Source organism: Hyphomicrobium sp. B1 (assembly GCF_049532635.1).
Taxonomy (GTDB): domain Bacteria; phylum Pseudomonadota; class Alphaproteobacteria; order Rhizobiales; family Hyphomicrobiaceae; genus Hyphomicrobium_B.
In genome coordinates this window covers 527366-543792 of the sequence record NZ_CP134871.1, presented here as the reverse complement: position 1 = coordinate 543792, position 16427 = coordinate 527366, and the positions used below count along the sequence as shown (strand labels likewise).

Annotated in this window: 11 protein-coding genes; 6 read left to right on the top strand and 5 right to left on the bottom strand. The window is 60.4% G+C overall.

Features of this window, described 5'->3' with window-relative positions; all coding sequences use genetic code 11:
- Nucleotide 1: 1 nt before the first annotated feature.
- The 5 genes from ftsA (at nucleotide 2) to ligA (ending at nucleotide 7622) form a co-directional block, all read left to right on the top strand.
- Nucleotides 2–1258 (top strand): cell division protein FtsA, encoded by a 1257-nt coding sequence (gene ftsA, locus RLW55_RS02655; RefSeq protein ID WP_414461582.1) that lies wholly within the window; start codon nucleotides 2–4, stop codon nucleotides 1256–1258.
- Between the two features lie 96 nt (nucleotides 1259–1354).
- The gene (ftsZ, locus tag RLW55_RS02650; protein ID WP_414461583.1) at nucleotides 1355–2923 is read left to right on the top strand and encodes a cell division protein FtsZ; all 1569 of its coding nucleotides are present in this window, start codon (nucleotides 1355–1357) and stop codon (nucleotides 2921–2923) included.
- Between the two features lie 372 nt (nucleotides 2924–3295).
- Nucleotides 3296–4237 carry a UDP-3-O-acyl-N-acetylglucosamine deacetylase gene (gene lpxC / locus RLW55_RS02645; RefSeq protein ID WP_423415482.1) on the top strand — a complete coding sequence of 314 codons (942 nt, stop codon included), beginning with the start codon at nucleotides 3296–3298 and terminating at the stop codon, nucleotides 4235–4237.
- A gap of 221 nt (nucleotides 4238–4458) precedes the next feature.
- A complete protein-coding gene (locus RLW55_RS02640) occupies nucleotides 4459–5361 on the top strand; it encodes an outer membrane protein assembly factor BamD (RefSeq protein ID WP_409561968.1) in 903 nt (300 codons plus the stop codon).
- A 119-nt stretch (nucleotides 5362–5480) separates the two neighbouring features.
- The gene (gene ligA, locus RLW55_RS02635) at nucleotides 5481–7622 is read left to right on the top strand and encodes an NAD-dependent DNA ligase LigA (protein WP_423415481.1); all 2142 of its coding nucleotides are present in this window, start codon (nucleotides 5481–5483) and stop codon (nucleotides 7620–7622) included.
- A gap of 9 nt (nucleotides 7623–7631) precedes the next feature.
- Here the strand turns inward: ligA and RLW55_RS02630 are convergent, their stop codons facing one another.
- From RLW55_RS02630 to RLW55_RS02620, 3 genes are read right to left on the bottom strand one after another with little or no spacing between them, the layout of a single operon-like run.
- Entirely contained in the window at nucleotides 7632–9443 is a 1812-nt protein-coding gene (locus RLW55_RS02630) for an aminopeptidase P family protein (protein ID WP_423415480.1), read from the bottom strand.
- Between the two features lie 32 nt (nucleotides 9444–9475).
- Nucleotides 9476–10351 (bottom strand): 50S ribosomal protein L11 methyltransferase, encoded by an 876-nt coding sequence (locus RLW55_RS02625; RefSeq protein ID WP_423415479.1) that lies wholly within the window; start codon nucleotides 10349–10351, stop codon nucleotides 9476–9478.
- Between the two features lie 6 nt (nucleotides 10352–10357).
- Nucleotides 10358–11818: a TMEM143 family protein gene (locus tag RLW55_RS02620; RefSeq protein WP_423415478.1), complete on the bottom strand. Its 1461-nt coding sequence runs from the start codon at nucleotides 11816–11818 to the stop codon at nucleotides 10358–10360.
- A 512-nt stretch (nucleotides 11819–12330) separates the two neighbouring features.
- Here RLW55_RS02620 and RLW55_RS02615 point away from each other — a divergent pair.
- A complete protein-coding gene (locus RLW55_RS02615; RefSeq protein WP_423415477.1) occupies nucleotides 12331–13371 on the top strand; it encodes a J domain-containing protein in 1041 nt (346 codons plus the stop codon).
- 83 nt (nucleotides 13372–13454) lie between these two features.
- On the opposite strand, the gene RLW55_RS02610 is transcribed toward RLW55_RS02615, so the two are convergent.
- Nucleotides 13455–13655, bottom strand: coding sequence for a hypothetical protein (locus RLW55_RS02610; protein ID WP_013945995.1), 201 nt, complete (start codon nucleotides 13653–13655; stop codon nucleotides 13455–13457).
- A 273-nt stretch (nucleotides 13656–13928) separates the two neighbouring features.
- Nucleotides 13929–16379 (bottom strand): ATP-dependent helicase, encoded by a 2451-nt coding sequence (locus RLW55_RS02605; protein WP_423415476.1) that lies wholly within the window; start codon nucleotides 16377–16379, stop codon nucleotides 13929–13931.
- Between the last annotated feature and the right edge of the window lie 48 nt (nucleotides 16380–16427).

Below are 16427 nucleotides of genomic sequence, written 5' to 3'. Positions count from 1 at the left end.
CATGGCGGAGCGGCGCACCTACAAGACCTTCGGGCTTCTCGATATCGGCACTAGCAAGACTGTTGCCGCCGTCGTCGTCGCCGAATACGTGGCCGGAATGGCGATGCCGTCGTTGCGGCTCGCGGGTCTTGGCATGCAGCGTTCGAAAGGCGTCAAAGCCGGAGTTTTGACGGATCTCGATGAAGCGGAAGGCGTCGTTCGCGGCGTCATCAGCCAAGCAGAGCGCGCGGCCGGAACGTCGGTCGGCGGCTTTACGCTGTCTGTATCGGCGGGGCGGATTTCATCGGTTCATTGCACGGCGCGTGCGGATATCGAAACCGGCAGCGTGCGGGAAGAAGATCTGGCGCGGCTGATGTCAGCGGGCGAAAGCTACGCTGAGCGCAACGGCCGAACGCTGCTCCATCTCAACCACCTGGGCTATGAGGTCGATGGGGCACAGGGTGTCCGCGATCCGCTCGGTCTTTCGGCGCGACGAATCTCGGCCGGGCTGCACGCCGTGACGGCGGATGAAGCGCCGCTGCGCAATCTGCTGGTTCTGATCGACCGGTGCTATGCGAGTTGCGATGCGCTCGTCGCGTCGCCTTATGCAAGTGCGCTCGCTGCTACAACGCTAGAAGAGCGGCAATTCGGTGTGACATGCATCGATTTCGGCGCCGGAACGACGTCGATCACGCTCTTCGCAGATGGGCGCTTTACGGGCATCGACGTGATCCCGGTCGGCAGTCAACATATTACCTACGATATTGCGAAGGCGTTGCAGACGCCACTTGCAGAAGCCGAGCGAATCAAAACGCTTTATGGCACACTCCTCAACGCCCAGTCAGACGAGCATGAGTCGTTCTCCTATCCGATCGCCGGAGAGGAGGATGACGGCAGCTACGAAACAACGAAAGCGCGGCTCACGGATATCATCCGGCCGCGCGTGCAGCAGATCCTGGGGCTTGTGCGCGAGCGCTTAACGCTGAACGCCGCGAGCCGCTACGTGGGAGACAAGATCGTACTGACGGGCGGGGCCAGCCAACTCACCGGATTGCCGGGATTCGTCGCGGATACGTTCGGACGTTCGGTCCGGCTTGGCCGGCCGATGGATCTGCACGGTCTTGCCGCAAGTCTCTCAGGGCCGCAGCTCGCGACGCTTTCCGGTCTTGCGATCGTGGCGGCGCGCGGAGACGGCGAACTCAACATGGCGCGCGGTCGCAAGACCGTGACGCAAGGATATCTCGGTCGCGTCGGAACGTGGCTTAAAGGCGGGTTTTAAAGACGTGTCGAAGACAGAAATGAGATCGTCGAAGCAGGCGGCGTTGGCGGCAGAAACAGTCGTGCCGAACGCCCAACTATCATTCTCGGGGACGCTATGAGCATCAAGCTGCAACTGCCGAAGCTGGTCGACGCCAAGCCTCGGATCACCGTCATCGGCGTCGGCGGCGCGGGCTGCAATGCCGTCAACAACATGATTGCCGCCGGGCTTCAGGGCGTGCAGTTCGTGGTTGCGAACACGGATGCGCAATCGCTCGATGCTTCGAGTGCGGAACATCGCATTCAGCTCGGCGTCAATCTGACCGAAGGGCTCGGCGCAGGCGCCAAGCCGGAGATCGGCGAAGCTGCGGCGGAAGAAGCGCTCGAAGAGCTTCGTACGCATATTGCAGGCGCGCACATGGTGTTCATCGCGGCCGGTATGGGCGGCGGCACTGGCACGGGCGCGGCATCCGTCATCGCGCGGATTGCGCGGGAGCTTGGAGCGCTGACGGTCGGCGTCGTCTGCAAGCCGTTCCAATTCGAAGGCGCGCGGCGCATGCGCATTGCGGAGGCGGGTGTCGAAAACCTGCGCCATCTCGTCGATACGTTGATCGTCATTCCGAACCAGAACCTGTTCCGGATTGCCAATGAGCGGACGACATTTGCGGAAGCCTTCGTTCTGGCCGACCAGGTGCTCTATTCGGGCGTCGCTTGCATCGTCGAGCTTGTTCTCAAGGAAGGCCTTATCAATCTCGATTTCGCCGATGTCCGCACGATCATGAGCGGCATGGGTACGGCGATGATGGGCACGGGCGAAGCGACCGGTGAACAGCGCGCCATACTCGCGGCGGAAGAAGCCATTGCCAATCCGCTGCTCGATGACGTGACGCTGCGCGGCGCCAAGGGATTGCTGCTGTCGATCTCCGGCGGCCGCGACATGACGCTCTATGAGGTTGATGAGGCAGCGAGCCGCATCCGCCAGGAGGTCGATCACGATGCCAACATCATCGTGGGTGCGACATTCGATGAGCAGCTCGGCGATCGTCTTCGCGTCTCGATTGTTGCATCGGGTATGGATCACCGGATGGCCGAACGCATGATGGCCCAGCAGGCGGCCTTCAACGCTGCGCAGCAGGTGCAGGGTCACGGTCAGGGCACGTATGCTCCCCAGTCACAGCAGCAGGCTGCGGAGATGTCGCAGCAGCATGCAGCGCCACAGCAGCAGGTGGAACGCAGTGCCGTGCTCCCCGCACCTCCGGGCGACCTGCAGCGGCGTCTTGCTGAAGCTTTGCAGGCGCCGACGGCTGCGGCACCACAGAATTTTTCTGAGCCTATCCACAGAGAACAACCGCGTGGTGGCCGCGACAGCTGGGTAGCCCCAGGGAATGTCATGATCGAGGACGGGCTGGAAAATTTTCCTCCCCTGTCCGGTAACGCATTGTTACGGACCCCGCCCCTTCCGGCCGACGCTCCGGCGCAAAATTACGATCATCGATTCGAGCCGCAGGCCCCGACGGAGATCCAGCGTGGCGCGCGCCGGGTGCCTGGCATCGAGGAATTTCCGCCGCAGGCGCAGAAGGAATGGAATGCGCGTCAGAACGGCGCTCCGCGGACCCACGGCAGAGATGCAGAAGAGCAAAGAAAACCGGGCCTTTTGGGACGTTTTGCCGGTTTAGGCCGGAGATAATCAGCCGTATACGGAATAGAATTTCTCGCCGCCACATTTCCGGCTTCGAACGTGATAGAAAGGTGGCGAGAGAGTGCGATTTTTCGGGTGAAGAACGCGGTCAAAATGCGGCTGCATCAGGTCTCGGGAAACGTCAAGAATGGTTGCTAAAGCGTAACACAATGTAAGAAAGCGTGATTTGTCGGTGTTTAGCGAAGCAGTTAGCTTTTGTGCATCGACCACTTGTGATGAGCCTTTGATCAGAGCGGACGCGGCCAAAATAAGGCTGGAACGAGCTGATAGAATCAGAAGGACTTCAAGGTAGGTCAGGGGGTGGTTGGCCGCATATGCTGGGGAGCAGCGGTCCGCCAAGAGAATGAGGGACGGCGCTGTATGTCGAATCGATTCATCGGTGCGCGGCAAACCACGCTTGCCCGCGAGATCCAGTTGACAGGCACGGGGGTGCACAGCGGAGCTCCGGTATCACTCACACTGCATCCAGCAGAGGCTGATACTGGGCTCCGCTTTCTCGTTACAAAACGAGGAAGAGTCGTCTCGGAAATCGCGGCACACGTAGCGAACGTCAAAAATCTTACACTTTGTACCGTCATCGGCGACAGCGCTGGCACAACAATCAGCACAGTCGAACATCTCCTCGCCGCGCTTCGCGGTCTCTCGATCGACAACCTCTATATCGAGATCGACAGCAAAGAAGTTCCGATCATGGACGGCAGCTCGGCGGAATTCGTCGATGCCATTGACCGGGTCGGCATTCGCGAGCTTTCAGAGCCGCGCAAATACATCAAAGTTCTCAAACCTGTGCGGGTAGAAGAAAACGGCTGCTGGGGCGAACTTGAGCCGCATGCCGGGTTCCGCATGGACGTTGAAATCGATTTTGCAACGCCGGTGATCGGTCGCCAGCGGCTGCAGTACGAAATGAGCCCCGGCGTTTTCCGCCACGAGATCTCCCGCGCTCGCACGTTCGGCTTCATGAGCGACGTCGAGAAGTTGTGGAAGGCAGGTCTTGCACTCGGAGCCGACCTCACCAACACGGTTGCGATCGGTGACGGCAAGGTCATGAACCGCGACGGTCTTCGCTATCCGCAGGAGTTCGTGCGTCACAAGATGCTCGACGCGGTTGGCGATTTGGCGCTCGCCGGGATGCCGCTCCTTGGCGCGTATCGCTCTTACAAGGGTGGCCACAAGCTCAACTCGATGGTGCTTCAGGCCCTGTTCGCCGATGCGTCGAACTGGGAATACGCACAGGCACCGCGCACCCGTGCAAGCCGCTCGCCGGTTCAGATCGTGTCTGAGACGGTTGTCGCCGCGGAATAAGCTTCGGCTTATTCCCGTCGGCTGGTGCTCCTGGCCCAATCGACGGCCTGGAATGCACCATATTCTGACGATACACTCGCCACACGGGGCTGTTAGCAGACAGCGCGCTGCCGACGATTCATCTTTCGGGGCGCGTCTCGGGGTGCTATCCGCTTGCGATCGTTGAGACGTGTGGTCGACAGCAACGCAGCCGTCGGCCTCTTTTGGAAGCAACGCGGCGTATGATGATATCGGCACGGCATCTTCTGAAAATCGTGAGCACAGTGTCGGTGTTGCTAGTGCTCGCGTTCTCGATGCTTGCCGTCGGCGGTTGCAGCAATGGACCGAAGCTCGATACGGCTGCGCTCAATCCCGATCCGCCAGCGAAGATGTTCGCCGACGCCGACGCGATGATGACGAAAGGCAATTTCGAAGACGCCGCGACGAAGTTCGAAGCCGTCGATCGTGACCACCCCTATTCGCAGGAAGCGCGCAAATCGATTGTGATGGCCGCATATGCGTATTATCGTGCCGGCAAGGCGCCGGAAGCGATCGCCTCGGCCGAGCGTTACGTCGCGATGCATCCGGGCACGAAAGAAGCGCCGATGGCGCACCATATTATCGCGGAAGCCTATTTCGATCAGATGAACAAGGCGGACCGCGATCAGACGGCGGCTCGCAAGGCGCTTGAGCAGCTCAAAATCTTGAAGGCGCGTTATCCGGACAGCGAGTACGCTAAGGACGCCGACAACAAAATCCGCATCTGCTTGGACAATCTCGCCGCTCAAGAGATGAATGTCGGGCGGTATTATCTTGATCGGCACAACTACGTCGGCGCCATCAATCGCTTCAAGACGGTCGTCAGCGATTATCAGACGACGGCGCATGTCGAGGAGGCGCTGGCGCGTCTTGTCGAATGCTATATGGCGCTCGGCATCACCAAGGAAGCCCAGAACGCAGCGGCGATCCTTGGGCACAACTATCCCGACAGCAAGTGGTACAAGGATTCCTACGCTCTACTGGAATCGGGCGGTCTGGCGCCACGCGAGGACAGCGATTCCTGGCTGAGCAAGACCTGGAATTCCGTTCCGAAGCTCTCGGTCCCGACGATCAAGATGCCGAGCATCAGCATGGGTAGCGGCTGATCTTGTCGGTCCGGCGGGTGGAACCTGTCGCTGTCACACCCTCCACATTGTGCTAGATCTGAAAGCGGGGCCCGATTTTATTTCGGGCTTGTGCTTTTTCCGATGCTTTGAAAATTACGATGTCTGACGCCAAATCAAGAAAGAAGCGCAAGACCGTCTCAGCGGCGTCAGCGGGAAGCGGGACGCCTGCCGACGAGATTGCCCGGCTATCAGCCGAAATCGCGCATCACGATCAGCTTTATTACCGGCATGACGCACCGGAGATTTCCGACGCCGAATACGATGCGCTGCGTCGCCGTCTTGGTGATCTTGAGAAAGCCCATCCCGAGCTTCGGCGCGAAGACAGCCCAACGGTGAAGGTCGGTGCGGCTCCGGTCGCGGCGTTCGGCAAGATTCGCCACGACGTACCGATGCTGTCGCTGGGCAACGCGTTCGACGATCAGGACGTCGTCGATTTCGTCGAGCGGGTGCGCCGTTTTCTCATGCTCGGCGAAGACGACACGCTCGAAGTGACTTCCGAGCCGAAGATCGACGGGCTTTCGATTTCGATCCGCTATGAGCATGGCGAGTTGGTGCAGGCCGCCACGCGCGGCGATGGGGCGGAAGGCGAGAACGTTACGGCCAACATCAAGACAGTTCGCGAGATTCCGCATAAGCTCAAGGGCAAGGACATTCCCGAGCTGATCGACATTCGCGGCGAGATCTATCTCGGCCACAAAGATTTCGAAGCGTTGAATGCCGCACAGGCTGAAAGCGGCGATAAGATCTTTGCCAACCCCCGCAACGCCGCTGCCGGTTCGCTTCGGCAGCTCGATGCGTCGATTACGGCGAAGCGCCCGCTGCGTTTTTTCGCGTATGCGTGGGGTGCGGTTTCGAAACTTCCGGCGGACACGCAAGCGGGCGTCGTCAAAGCGTTCGCGCATTGGGGATTGCCGGTCAATCCACTGATGCGGATCGCGACGACGACGGAGGAGCTGCTGGCGTTCTATCGCAATATCGAAGAGAAGCGCGCGTCGCTGGGCTATGACATCGACGGTGTCGTCTACAAGGTGAACCGGCTCGACTACCAGGAACGGTTGGGGTTTGTGTCGCGCTCGCCGCGCTGGGCGATTGCGCACAAGTTCGCCGCCGAGCAGGCGACGACCGTTCTTGAAAAGATTGATATTCAAGTGGGGCGCACGGGTGCGCTGACGCCGGTCTCGAAGCTGAAGCCCGTGACGGTCGGCGGCGTCGTCGTGTCGAACGCGACGCTGCACAACGAAGATGAGATCGCGCGCAAAGATATTCGCGAAGGCGATACGGTCATCGTGCAGCGAGCGGGCGATGTCATTCCTCAGGTCGTCGAAGTCGTGCTGGCGAAGCGCCCCTCGCACTCGCATCCATTCAAGTTCCCGACCGTTTGCCCGGTGTGCGGCAGTCATGCAGTGCGAGAGGCCGTCGAGGAAACGGGCAAGGCGGACGTCGTGCGCCGTTGCACGGGCGGTCTCATTTGTCCGGCGCAAGTCAAAGAGCGTCTGAAGCATTTCGTGTCGCGCAATGCCTTCGATATTGAGGGATTGGGCACGGAGAAGATCGAGTTTTTCTTCGATACGGGGCGGATCAAATCGCCTGCGGATATTTTCACGCTGGAAGCCCGCGATAAGGCGTCGGACGAACCGCTGTTGAAAGTCCGCGGTTTCAAGGAAACGTCGGTCCGCAAGCTGTTTGCCGCCATCGACGCGCGCCGTGAGGTGCCGCTTGATCGCTTCCTGTTCGCGCTCGGCATCCGGCATATTGGCGAGACGACCGCCAAAGACCTTGCCAAGGCATACGGCACGCTTGAAGCGCTGCGTTCGGCCGTCGATGCGGCGGTCGAGGGTGGAAAAGGAAGCGACGCCTATCAGGATATCGACAATATCGAAGGCATCGGCGAGACGGTGGTCGATGCGTTGGTCGATTTCTTCGGTGAGGACCACAACCAGGAACAGATCGCCGCACTGTTGAAGGAAGTGACCGTTACACCTTTTGTGCGTACGCAAACGAAAGCGTCGCCGGTCACAGGCAAGACGGTCGTCTTCACCGGAACGTTGACCAAGCTAACGCGCAATGAAGCGAAAGCACAGGCGGAGCGTCTCGGCGCGAAGGTTTCAGGTTCCGTTTCGAAGAAGACGGATTACGTCGTTGCAGGCGCGGAAGCGGGCTCGAAGCTCGATAATGCACGGGCGCTGGGTGTTACCGTGCTCGATGAAGACGATTGGCTCGCGCTGATCGGGCAGGCGTGAGCAGCTCGTTTAAACCGGTGCCGTCGCCTGCTTCAGCCAATTGCGCGTCGAAGGATCGAGGCCCTGCGCAAGCGTATCGTAGACGCGCTTGTGATAGGCGTTGAGCCAGTCGAGTTCGCTCTTTTCCAACATCTCGGGAAGGATGAGCCGCCGGTCGATGGGTGCGAGCGTCAACGTTTCGAACTCCATCGTTTCGCGGTCGCCGCCCTCGACGGTGTCGGGCATCGTCACGAGCACCACGTTTTCGATGCGGATGCCGTATTCGCCGACCTTGTAATAACCGGGTTCGTTCGAGATCAGCATGCCGGGGTGCAACGGCGCCATGCCGGCGCGCGAGATCGACTGCGGTCCTTCATGGACTGACAGATAGCTGCCGATTCCGTGGCCTGTGCCGTGATCGAAGTCAGCGCCGATCTGCCAAAGTGCGCGACGTGCGAACGGGTCGAGGTCGATGCCGCGAGTGCCTTTCGGAAAGCGCGCTGTTGCGACTGCAATATGACCTTTCAGGACAGCCGTGAAATGCCGCTGCATGTCCTTGGTCGGTTTGCCGACGGCAATCGTGCGGGTGATGTCGGTGGTGCCATCAGGATACTGGCCGCCGCTGTCGATCAGGAACAGTTCTCCGGGCTTCACGCGGCGGTTGGTTTCGTCGGAGACGCGGTAATGCACGATGGCGCCGTTTGGGCCGGAGCCGGAGATCGTCGGGAAGCTCACATCGCGCAGCATGTTGGTGTCGCGGCGGAATTCTTCGAGCTTCTGCACGGCGGTGATTTCGTCGAGCGTGCCGTCGGATGCCCAGTCATCGAGCCAGGCGAGGAAACGTACCACGGCGTGACCGTCGCGGACATGGGCGGCGCGTGCACCGACGACCTCCGCATCGGACTTGATGGCTTTGGGAAGGATGCACGGATCCTGGCCGCGCGAGATGAGCTTGGCACCGAGCTTTTGCTCGAACCAATAGGCAGCTGTTTCGGGATCGAGGCGAACCCGTTTGCCTTTGGCTTTCAGCTCTTTTACGCGGTCCGGCAGCATCGCGGGTGGGAGCAGCCTGGCGACGGGTGCGACGTCGGCGCGGGCTTCGTTGTCGAGGCGATCGGGCGCAATGAAGAGTTCGGCTTTGCCACTCGCGGGAACGATGGCGAAAGCGAGAACGACAGGGTTATGTGCAACGTCGCTGCCGCGAATGTTGAACAGCCAGCAGATCGAATCCGGCAGCGTCAGGATGACGGCGCTCTGGCCGTCTTGTTTCAAGCGCGTCTGCAATTCGGAGATTTTGTCGGCGGCCGTTCGGCCTGCAAAGGCAATCGGCTGGGCGATGACAGGATTTTGCGGCGGCTTAGGGCGGTCCTTGCCCCACAGAACGTCGATCGGATTTTTCGACAGTGCCTTGAGCTTGATGCCTTTCGGCGCGAGTGCCGCCGTCAGGCGATTGATCTCTCCGGCGGTGTGGTTCCAAGGGTCGAATCCGACCGTGCCACCCTTGGCGACGTTCGCGATCAACCAGTCCGCCAGCTTCGGACGTAACAAGAGCGAAACTTCGAAAACTTTTGTGTCGGTTTCGGCGGCGGCCTGAACCGTATACCGGCCGTCGATCGCCAGCACGGCGGCTTTCTTGCCGACAACGGCGATGCCGGCGGAGCCCGAAAACCCCGTCAGCCATTTCAGGCGCTCGGCGCAGGCCGGAACATATTCGCCCTGATGCTTATCGGACCGGGGAACAAGAACGGCGTCGATTTCCGACTTCGCCATGTAGGCGCGGAGCGCCTTTACGCGTTCCGCAACGCGTTCGGGCTCGGACAAGGAATGGAATGTCTGCAGCATGGCTGATTTTCTAAGCACCGGGCGGTGAGATTTCAACGCCGCCAGAAGGTCAAGGTCGACCAGCCGGTGATGCGGTCGTGGCGCTGAAGGGTGAAGCCGTGAGCCAGGTATGTCGCAATGACCTCGGGCGCTTGCGGCAAGAGAATGCCGGAGAGCACCAGTGTTCCTCCTGGAATGACGGCGCGGGCAATCGACGACGAAAGGTAAATCAGCGGTCCCGCCAGGATATTTGCGACCAGGAAATCAAAGGGTGCGCGCTCGCGAACTCTCGGATGTCCAAGACCGTTACCGACGAACAGCGCGATACGTTTGCCTGCACCGTTGAGGCGGACGTTTTCCCTTGCGACCTTGACAGACTGCGGGTCCATGTCGGCGGCGACGATGCGTGTGTGCGGCATGGCCTTGGCGGCAGCGATGGCGAGCACGCCCGAGCCGCAGCCGAGGTCGAGCATGTTCTTGTAAGCGTGCGCGCGCGTCAGCCGGTCGATGGCGAGAAGGCATCCAAGCGTCGTCGCATGGTGCGCCGTTCCGAAGGCTTCGCCCGCGTCAATCAGGATGGCGTTCGGTCCGTGCGCGACACGGCCCTTATCGTGGCTGCCATGGATCGTGAAACGACCGGCGGGCACGGGTGGCAGGGCAGCTTGCGAAATCGCGACCCAGTTTAACTCCGGCACCGCTTCTGTTTCGAATGGCGGCAGCGGCCATTCGACGAACGCGGCCAGTTCAGCGGCAACGTTGCGTTCGCCGGACTCGGCGTCGAAATAAGCTTCGACGCGCCAGCGATCCGGGCCGTCTTCGAAGACGGTCAGCGCATCGGGCGGCGGCTCAAGCAGATCTTGCATGGCGTTGCCGGTCGCGTACGCGAGCGTGCGATCGGCGAAAAGAGCTGTGACTTTTCTGACTGACATCGGATGCTAAGGGTTGGGGACGGATTTGCCCTCGTATTCATAGCCCTCGGAGGTAATCGGATCGGGCAGGTGATCGAGGAACAAATCCCATTTGTCGTCGATGTGCTTCGCCGCCTCGGCCGGCGGCAACGTGACAAAAGTGCCGTCGGGCTTTTCAGTTACGATTCCATCGCGGATTAACCGATCCAAAGCATCGTCGATCTCGAAGTCGATTTTCATACCGAACGTGCGCGTCAGGTAGTTTTCGATGGCGAGGTCGATGGAGGGCAGGTCGGCGCGGGTCGCGGGCTCCTTGGCGAGGACGCTGTAGAGCAGCATTTCCTCTTTCACGTCTTCCTCGGCGCCGCGCGCTGCGATTTTCAGGATGACGCCGCGATTGTCGGCCATGGTGTGAAAATAGAGGTTCTGCGCCATCACGACCATGTAGCGCTGTTTCTGATTGAGAAAGCCCATCGCTTGGCGGACGGCGATGCCGCCAAGGCCCGCCAACGCGCCGATGGCTGCAATCGGATTGCTCAACACCAGCGCGAGTTTGCCCGCCGCTCCGACTGCGCCCATGCCGAGCCCGCCGCCGGCCGTCACGCCCAGGCGTAGCTTGTCCATGGCGCGAAAGCGCACTTCGGTGTTCGGGAAGATCATCTCAACGTCAGTGCGCGGAATATTCTTGAAGAGCTTTAGATAAATGTTTCTGTCGTTGATGCTGGGCGGCAGATGCTGGCGACGATGTTCGACCCATTTTTCCGCGGCATCGCGCGATATCTTCTTCTCGCGCATGACTTCTTCGACGCGTGTCTCGGTGGTCTTCAGTTTGAACATCAGGAACAGACGCTGGAAAATCGGTACGTCGAACTCTTCCTTGTGCAGGAATTTGCGCAGGGAGCGTTTCTCGTATTTCCGGTTTGAAGCGCCGCGATAGTAGATCGCAATCCGCTCGAAAGCTTTCATATCGACGAAGAGATCGAGGCCGTAATGGCTTTCGCGAGTGAGGATGACTTCGACGTCGTTGGGATCGATGCGCTCGTAGTTGGCGCGTACGAGCAGGCTTTCGACGCCTTCGAAGACCCGATGCTGCAAGACCTCGCGATCGTCGTCGGAGAACTTGCGGGTCATCAGGAGGTCGCTATCGGGCGAGAACGCCTCATACGTCTGTTCGAGTTCCAGCAGCATCGAGAAATATTGCTGCTGCCGCCAGTAATCGAGATAGCGGAAGAAGCGCCGTGCCTCGGCGGCCCGGCCGGGCGCCCAGAGGTGCGTCTGCGTCAGGCGGTCAAGCAGCGCGAACCGCGTCACCGGGATGAAACGTTCGCGTTTGCGCTTATCGTCCGGCGCGAGAATATCGATGGGTTCGCGCGCGGCGTCCTCGGGCATCGCGGCTGGCTTTGGATCGAGGTCGGCCAGATCCGAGAGCCTGTCGTACAGGCTTTGCTTCCGGCGCATTCGACCCGATGCAAAGTCCGTCGCCGCCATTATGCTCTCCCCCGAACTTGCTTTGCGATCCAGTTTCTTGCCCCCGGGACCTCATATAGAGTCACCGGAGAATTTTCGAGCGTGTCAGCACTTCTTCGCCGAAAAATGACGCGTGCCGTGGCGCAAGGATCAAAGGACTTGTTGTCCGCTACTTGGTTGATGGTACATCATTAAATGCACGCATGCCTTGTATAATTTGCGTTTATAACTTGCTCTTTCGCCACAGTGTTGCCGCTGTTTAGCTAGGATCATGAACGGCGGCACGACAGGGGATTTTGCGGGGGCGCGAAATGGGGGCTTTGCGTTTTTTAGCCTTGGGCTTTGCTGTGTGCACGGCCCTTGCGAGCACCGCCGCGGCGGCTGACGAGCTCGTTCTACCTTATTCCTGCACAATGGATAGAGGCGTTCCGCGTCTCGCTCCATCCGAAATGACAACGTACCGGATTGTCGGGCCACGGGAAGATCAGCCTTTTACAGCTTGTGCATCTTCAGCGGCTTGGACCTGTGAAACGATGATGGTCCACAAGTTCACCGTCGAGTGTGGCGGGGAACGCGTTGCTTGGGCCAAGGTGGCCGCTTCAGCCAAGGCGTTGGGCGTCGTCCTGCCGGAAAAACTCCCGCCAGGATATGCGCCGGTGAGCCGCCTCAAAGGCCGCTTCGTTCTTCCCGGGTTCGGCAAAACGACAATGCTGCCGAGCGTCACCTCAGAGAAGCTATCGCGCGATGCGGTGATCGAGGCGCCGGCGCAGAAGGTGGAACCTGAATCCGCGGCTTGGGTGACCGTCGTCGATCCCGTCGCAGCGCCTCCGGCTGCGACCGGCAACGCCTTTAAAGTAGCGGGCGTGATTTCAACGCTGTTGGTGTCGCTCTTGCTCGCGTGCATCGTTCTGGTGCGGCGGCGGCAGCTGATGGCGTTCGAATTTTCATTCGGAGCCGGAAACGCTGTTCCGGCTGGGGCGCGATTCTGGGAGTTCGCGGCAGCGCCATTCTCGCTGTTTCAGCGGCGGTTCGAGTCTTGGCGGCCGGGATCGTCAGCAGCCGACGATGACGACGACGGCTCTGAGATGCTGGCGCCGATCCGTACACGATTGCACGAAACCGAGTTTCTCGTTTCGATGCTTCCAGCTGATCTCTTGTTGCGTGACGTCCTCACGTCGGAACTCGATAGCTTGCATGATCGCCTCGTGGATCTGGGACGTCGTGAGGCGCAGCTTGGCGTAGAGCGGGTCAATAGCGCGATCCGGACGATTGTGCGGGATCTCGATCGTGTCAGCCGGATTGCGCAGGGGGCAATGCCGGCTTCGGCCGAGATGCGGGCGTCGGCGGCGCCTGAGCCCGATGTGCCGTCAACCGTGTTCGAGGCTTACCGCATCCTGGGTCTCAACCCGGATGCACCAGATGCGGCGGTCAAGAAGATCGTCGACGCGCTGAGGATGTCGTGGCATCCGGATCACGCCAAGAACGAAGCCGACCGGCGGTATCGCGAGCAGCGGATCAAGCAGGTCAATGCGGCGTGGGACTTGTTGAAGGTGAAGCGGGCGGCTGCGGCTTGATAACGGTGATTGTAGAGAAATAAACGGCACCGCGATTTGCGATGCCGTTCATTCGAGTCCTGGTTTGCTGTTCTTGCCTGTCATCAGGATGAAGAACGATGTGCGACCGGAAGATTACGGACTTCCTCCTCGGTCAGCGGCTGTTGCATATCGGCTAATTCATAATTGCGCCGGTTGGCCCGGCTCAAATCGCGCTGGGCACCAATGCGTCGCGTCAGGGTTTCCCCGTCCTTCCCGCGCACGACGCCTATCTTACCTCTCAGAGGAAAGCGGTAAGTGCTCATGGATAGCTCCTTTCAAGGACTCTACCCTCCCAAACCAAGAATTCCCGCTCGAGTTTCACGCTCCCGCAACTTTTTTTTCATTTTATTTCAGGAACTTAGGTCGCAACGCATGCGTCGTCGGCCGGTAATGAACCGGCGGCGCAAAGATTTACAGCAGCTGATGAACCCCCACAGCTCAACGAGCAGTGGAGCGTATGCCTCAGAATTGCGGCAATATGAAGAAACTGGCGGCGAGACTTGGGCGCCACCTGAGTATTAACTATAGCGGTTTGGTCATGCGACGTCAACGAAACTGGCGACGACCCGTTTGGTCGAGCCGTCATCGAACTCGATCGTCAGTTTGTTGCCGTCGACGTGGGTGACGGTCCCGAGCCCGAATTTTTCGTGACGCACCCGCGTGCCAGTCTTGAACGAGGGGGCGGCGGCGGTTGACGCTGCGACGAGTTCGCCTTCGAGCGTCAGCGGGCCGCGTGACCGCTTCTTTTGTTTCTGATCACTCCGGCTCCAGGACTGCTGGGCGCGTTGCCAGCCGGGCGTATTGTAGCTCGATTTGAACGGTTCGGCGCCGCCCGCGCGGTCAAACCGGCTGGTGCCGAACGAGCCGCCGAAGCCGAACGGGTTCTGCCGGCCGCCGTAGGGCATCTCGCTTTCGACAATCTCGACGGTGGCTTCGGGCAGCTCATCAACGAAGCGCGATGGCAGTGCCGACTGATAGAGACCGTGCGTGCGGCGGTTCTGCGCAAAGGAAATCTTGGCGCGGCGCTTGGCGCGCGTCAGCCCGACATAGGCCAGCCTGCGTTCCTCTTCGAGGCCGGCTTTCCCGCTTTCGTCGAGCGAGCGCTGATGGGGAAAAAGCCCTTCCTCCCACCCCGGCAGGAAAACGATGCCGAACTCCAAGCCTTTGGCGGCATGCAGCGTCATCAAGGAGACACGGTCGCCATCGTTGCCCTGGTCGGCGTCCATGACGAGCGACACATGTTCGAGGAAGCCCTGCAGCGTGTCGAAGTCGTGCATGAAGCGCACGAGTTCTTTCAAGTTTTCAAGCCGCGTCTGCGATTGCGGGCTCTTGTCCGCCTGCCACATGGCCGTGTAGCCCGATTCATCGAGGATGAGTTCGGCGAGGTCGGTGTGGCGCATGTGCTCCAGATTGGCGCGCCAGCGTTCGAACGATTGCGTAACATCGAATAGAGATTTTCGGGCTTTCGGCGTCAGCTCGTCGGTTTCGATGATCTCGCGCGCGGCTTGATATAGAGGAATGGAGCGGGCGCGAGCCAGCTCGTGAATGCGCTTGATCGTCGTATCGCCGAGGCCGCGTTTCGGCACGTTGACAATGCGCTCGAATTTCAAGTCGTTCGCTGGATTGGCGACAACGTCGAGATAGGCGATTGCGTCCTTGATTTCCTGGCGTTCATAGAAGCGCGGGCCGCCGATGACGCGATAGGGGAGGCCCAGCGTGATGAAGCGGTCTTCGATGGCGCGCATCTGAGACGAGGCGCGGACGAGCACGGCCATATCGTTCAATGGTTCGTGGGCGCGCTGCAGGTTCTCGATGTCGTCGCCGATGGCGCGGGCTTCGGCCTCGTCGTCCCAGAAGTTTGCGACTTTGATCTTCGCGCCTGAAGCGCCGTCGGTGAAGAGCGTCTTGCCGAGGCGGTCTTTGTTCTTAGCGATCAGGCCGGAAGCGGCGGCGAGAATGTTGGCGGTCGAGCGGTAATTGCGCTCCAGGCGGATGACTTTCGCGCCAGGGAAATCTTTCTCGAAGCGCAGGATGTTGTCGACTTCAGCGCCGCGCCATCCGTAAATCGACTGATCGTCGTCGCCGACGCAGCAGATGTTCGGCGACCCTTGCGCGAGAAGCCTGAGCCACAGGTACTGCGCGACGTTGGTGTCCTGATACTCGTCAACGAGGATGTAGCGGAAGCGGCGATGGTAATCGGCGAGCACGTCGGGGTGCTGGCGGAACAGACGGATGCATTCGAGCAATAGATCGCCGAAGTCGCAGGCGTTCAGGTCTTTGAGGCGCGCCTGATAGGCGGCGTAGAGTTGCGCGCCCTTGCCGGCCGCGAAGGAGAAGGCTTCGCCGCCTGGAACGTTGTCGGGCGTCAGGCCGCGGTTTTTCCAGCTGTCGATCAGACTTGCGAGCTGGCGTGCAGGCCAGCGGTCCTTGTCGATACCTGCTGCCTCAATCACTTGTTTCAGCAGGCGAACCTGATCGTCGTCGTCAAGGATCGTGAAACCGGGTTTCAGATCGACGAGTTCGACGTGACGGCGCAGAATCTTGACGCCGATCGAATGGAACGTGCCGAGCCACTGCATGCCTTCCAGCGTGCCGCCGATCAGCGAGCCGATACGCTCGCGCATTTCGCGGGCGGCCTTGTTCGTGAACGTTACGGCGAGAAGCTGAGAGGGATAGGCGCGGCCAGTTGCCAGAATATGGGCGATGCGGGTCGTCAGAACGCGAGTTTTGCCGGTTCCGGCGCCGGCCAGAACGAGGAGCGGGCCTTCGGTCGTTTCGACGGCTTCACGCTGCTCCGGATTGAGGCCGTCCAGATACGTAGGCTGGCCGCGAGACGCCGCAACGGCGCGCGCCGAAATCGACATACCACTCTTGCCGCTCTCGTGCGGTTTCGCGGCGGGAGCGTCGGGCAAATCGAACGGCGGATCGTCGTCATCGTGCGGCAAATCTGCGCCGCCGGCAGCGTCCGGCTTTTGAATCGAGGTCATGGAACTCAGGTAACCCACCGAAGCTGATCGTACAACTGGCGCGGCGCG